Origin of the sequence: Algoriella sp. (assembly GCF_036647415.1) — a bacterium.
GTDB lineage: Bacteria > Bacteroidota > Bacteroidia > Flavobacteriales > Weeksellaceae > Empedobacter.
Genome location: NZ_JAVXKG010000068.1, coordinates 1 through 3974 on the forward strand (window position 1 = coordinate 1; position 3974 = coordinate 3974).

At 30.3% G+C, this 3974-nt stretch carries 3 protein-coding genes; all 3 read right to left on the reverse strand.

Features of this window, described 5'->3' with window-relative positions:
- Positions 1-95: 95 nt before the first annotated feature.
- Genes fmt through RSC72_RS15790 form a run of 3 tightly spaced genes read right to left on the reverse strand, consistent with a single transcriptional unit; the run spans position 96 to position 3960 of the window.
- On the reverse strand, positions 96-1037 hold the full coding sequence (gene fmt, locus RSC72_RS15780) for a methionyl-tRNA formyltransferase (RefSeq protein WP_332546280.1): 942 nt from the start codon (positions 1035-1037) through the stop codon (positions 96-98).
- Positions 1038-1042: 5 nt separating this feature from the next.
- The gene (locus tag RSC72_RS15785; RefSeq protein ID WP_332546278.1) at positions 1043-2905 is read right to left on the reverse strand and encodes a RecQ family ATP-dependent DNA helicase; all 1863 of its coding nucleotides are present in this window, start codon (positions 2903-2905) and stop codon (positions 1043-1045) included.
- A gap of 53 nt (positions 2906-2958) precedes the next feature.
- Positions 2959-3960 carry a hypothetical protein gene (locus RSC72_RS15790; RefSeq protein WP_332566168.1) on the reverse strand — a complete coding sequence of 334 codons (1002 nt, stop codon included), beginning with the start codon at positions 3958-3960 and terminating at the stop codon, positions 2959-2961.
- Between the last annotated feature and the right edge of the window lie 14 nt (positions 3961-3974).

Below are 3974 nucleotides of genomic sequence, written 5' to 3' on the forward strand. Positions count from 1 at the left end.
CTCTTTACCTTTATTTGTGCAAGTTTCAAGGCATAAAATTTCAAAAAAAAATCAAAATTTTAAGAATTTAATGTCTTAAATCAGTAAATCAGTATTTATTTAATAAAAATATCACCTTCGTTTAAGTGTCCGTTGACAAAGTCTTTTGCCGACATTCTTCGTTTACCTTCTGGTTGCAATTCTAAAATTTCATATAAACCTTGTGGTAATTTTACATATAAATTATTTTTTTGTAGAATCAATTGAAAATTAATTGCTTCAATATCCAAATCAGATTTTAAACCACTGTATATTTTCAAGGTTTTATAATTATCGTCTTTTCCATACGTTGTCCAAGCACAAGGATAGGGCGAAAGACCACGAATTTTATTGTGAATTTTATCAATAGAATCGTTCCAATCTATTTTACAATCTTCTTTGTAAATCTTTGGGGCATGTTTCAATTCCTTTGTTTCGTCTTGTGGATGCGGTTTTAATGAATCATTTTCTAATCCATCTAATGTTTTTACGACTAATTTTGCACCAATATGCATCAATTGATCGTGAATAACACCAACATTATCATTTTCGCCAATTGCTACTTTATCAGAAATTAAGATATTTCCTGTATCAATTTTCTCATCAATCAAAAAAGTGGTTACACCTGTTTCTTTTTCGCCATTCATTACAGCCCAATTAATTGGCGCCGCACCGCGATATTGTGGTAAAAGTGAACCATGTAAATTAAAAGTTCCTTTTGTAGGAATAGACCAAACTGCTTGTGGCAACATACGAAAAGCAACAACTACAAAAACGTCTGCATTCCAATTTTTCAAGGTTTCGATAAAATCTTCGTCGCGTAATTTTTCTGGTTGAGCTAATGGTAAATTATGTTCAACAGCATATTTTTTTACATCAGAAATATTCATTTTTTGTCCTCTACCAGACGGTTTATCTGGCACAGTTACAACTCCGACAATTTCATGATGACTATTTGTATTTATTTCGTGAAGAGAAGTCGCCGCAAACTCGGGCGTTCCCATAAAAACTACTCGCATTTTCTTTATTGTATTAGTTTATAAGCGTCCAAACCAATCGGCTGAACCTGTATTTCATCAATCAAATATTGTAATTCGCTGATGATTTTTTCTTTTGGCGAATTTATGAATTTTGAAAGAATTTCGGTTTGTGTTTTTTCTCCTTCTTTCAAAAACGCTAAAATTTCTGATGAATTAATTTCTTCCGTTTTTTTCTTGGAAAGACAAACATCACATTTATGACAATCTTCGGACATTTTTTGATTAAAATAACCAAATAACAAACGCTCTCTGCAAACTGTATTTTGTTCTGCATAATAGATCATAGCTTGCAAACGATTCCAATTATTGATTTGAATTGCTTCAAAATCTTTCCACAATTTATTTTTAAATGTTGATGAATTTCGCGGAACCAGAAATCTAAATCGAGCTAAAAATCTATCCGAATAATCTATCATTCCATTTTTAGAATATTCGTGTAAAGAATTTCTAATATCACCGATACTTATATGTAAATCGAACGCCATTCTACTTTCCGAAACCTCTTTATTGTGCGTATATATACCCGAATAATGACGTTGTAAATAATCAAATATTTTATTCTCGTTAAGATTTATTGTATGTGGAGAAACTAAAATTCTGATGGTACTATTTTGCGTGTAATTTTTTTGTTGAATGATTTCTTTTGTATTCAGAAAATCTAAAAATTGAACAACCATTTTCAGATTCAAATTAAACTGATCGGCGAATTTTGGTAAATCTAATTGATAACTCATTTCCGTTAATTCGCCTTCCGCCAATTGCAATTGACTGAATAAACAGTTCGAAATTTTAATAAAATCTTGTTGTGATGGCAAATTTGCTTTGAAAATATTTTCGGACTGTATACGATCGTCAGGATTGTACAAATAAATTCCGAAAGCTTTCTCTTCATCTCGTCCAGCGCGCCCAACTTCCTGGTAATAAGATTCTATACTCGATGGTAAATCGATGTGAAAAACCGTTCGTACATTGGGTTTGTCGATTCCCATTCCAAACGCATTTGTCGAAACCATAATCTGAGAATTACTCAAGGTCCAATCTCGTTGTTTTTGCTCTTTTTCGTCTTTGGTTAATTTTGCATGAAAAAAATCGGCATCAAAACCATTTTCAATTAAAAAATTAGAGATTTCGTAGGTTAATTTTCTATTTCGGACAAAAATAATACTCGAACCTGGATATTTTTTCAAATAATAAATTAAATCTCCCTTTTTATCCGAAGATAAATAAACATTGTATGAAAGATTTTCTCTTTTGAGTGAAGATTTAAACGTTTGAGGTTCTTTAAATTCTAATTTTTCTAGAATTTCTTGCTGAATTTTATTCGTTGCTGTCGCTGTTAACGCCAATAATGGAACTTCAGGAAAAATTGTTCTTAATTTTGAAATTTTATGATAAGCAGGTCTAAAATCATGTCCCCATTCGGATACACAATGCGCCTCGTCAATTGCTATTAAACTAATATTGATTTGTGATAAACGCTCTATAAACAAACGACTTTGTAATCGTTCTGGCGAAACATACAGTAGTTTAATTTTATTGTTTTGACAATCATCTAAAATTTTTCCGATTGTATTCTGATCGATTTCATTTGTGATATAAGTTGTCGAAATTCCTTTGGATTGAAGATTTTGAACTTGATCTTTCATTAAAGCAATCAAAGGCGAAATAACCAATGTTAATCCATCAAACATAATTGCAGGAATCTGAAAACAAAGCGATTTTCCTCCTCCAGTAGGTAAAATTGCGAGCGTATCTTTTTTGTTCAAAACACTTTGAATAATATCTTCTTGCGGTGTTTTAAATTCAGGAAAATTCCAATAATTAAAAAGAATTTCTTTTGGAGTCAAATTTTAAAGCTTTGATGTAAATTTAAGGAAAATCTGTGATTTAATTTAATATTTTAATCCAATAAACCTTTTCTATATTTTACAAATAATGAAATTTCATTGATTAATAAAACGAAATTAAAACCTAAGAATAAAATTATCTCGGAACTCATGTTAAAATAAGCGAATTTATCTTCTAGTATCATCAATGGAATAACGAGTGCAGCTGATATAAAAATACTTAAAAAAGCTGAACGTATAAGCGTTACAACGCGTAACATGTTTCGTTTGGCAACTTGCGAAGGATTGATGATAAGGATTATTGTATTGAAAATGATAAATGCAATAACCGCAGTATTTATTGTAAGAATTGTAGATGAATCAAATGAGTGAAAGATTGTTTGTAGCATTGTGTAAATACCTCTGTCATAACAAAATTTGCAGAAAATAATGAAACAAATTAATGTAATCGCGAATGTAATTCCTTTATTGATTTGTTTTTCTTTTGGCGTTGCGATTAATCTTTTTTCTGTAAAAATAGAAGGTATATAGTTTGTATTCCCGTCTAAATGCCTGTATAGTAGTATGATAATTGATAAGCCAGTAAATATGAACAGTGATAATAATTGTAAAATCAAATCTTGTTCGATTAATTTATAGCCAGTTTCAGAATTATAGGTTTCTTTCGGAACAAAAATATACATCACAATCATTACCACAACATAAATTTGGTACACAATTCCCCAAATTGGATTAAGATAAACAGGTTGTTTTATATCTCTTACAACTTCATCATAACTTTTACGATTTCGGTAATAAGAAGTTTCACTATCAGATTCGTCACCACTTTGAAAAATTAATCCAGAAATAGCTAATAAAAATATAGAAGCCATTGATCCGAAAAATACAAAAGCCGTAATTTGATCGTCGAAAAAATAGTCTGTAATAATGATGATTAAAGGAGTTAATACTATTATTAACCATTTTGGACGAATGTTAACGCGCCAAATATCTTTCAGAATAAAAGTTTGAAAAACACCAATCAGAAGTCCAAAAAGTAGAAAAGGTACAGTCATTTGTTAGGTTTGGA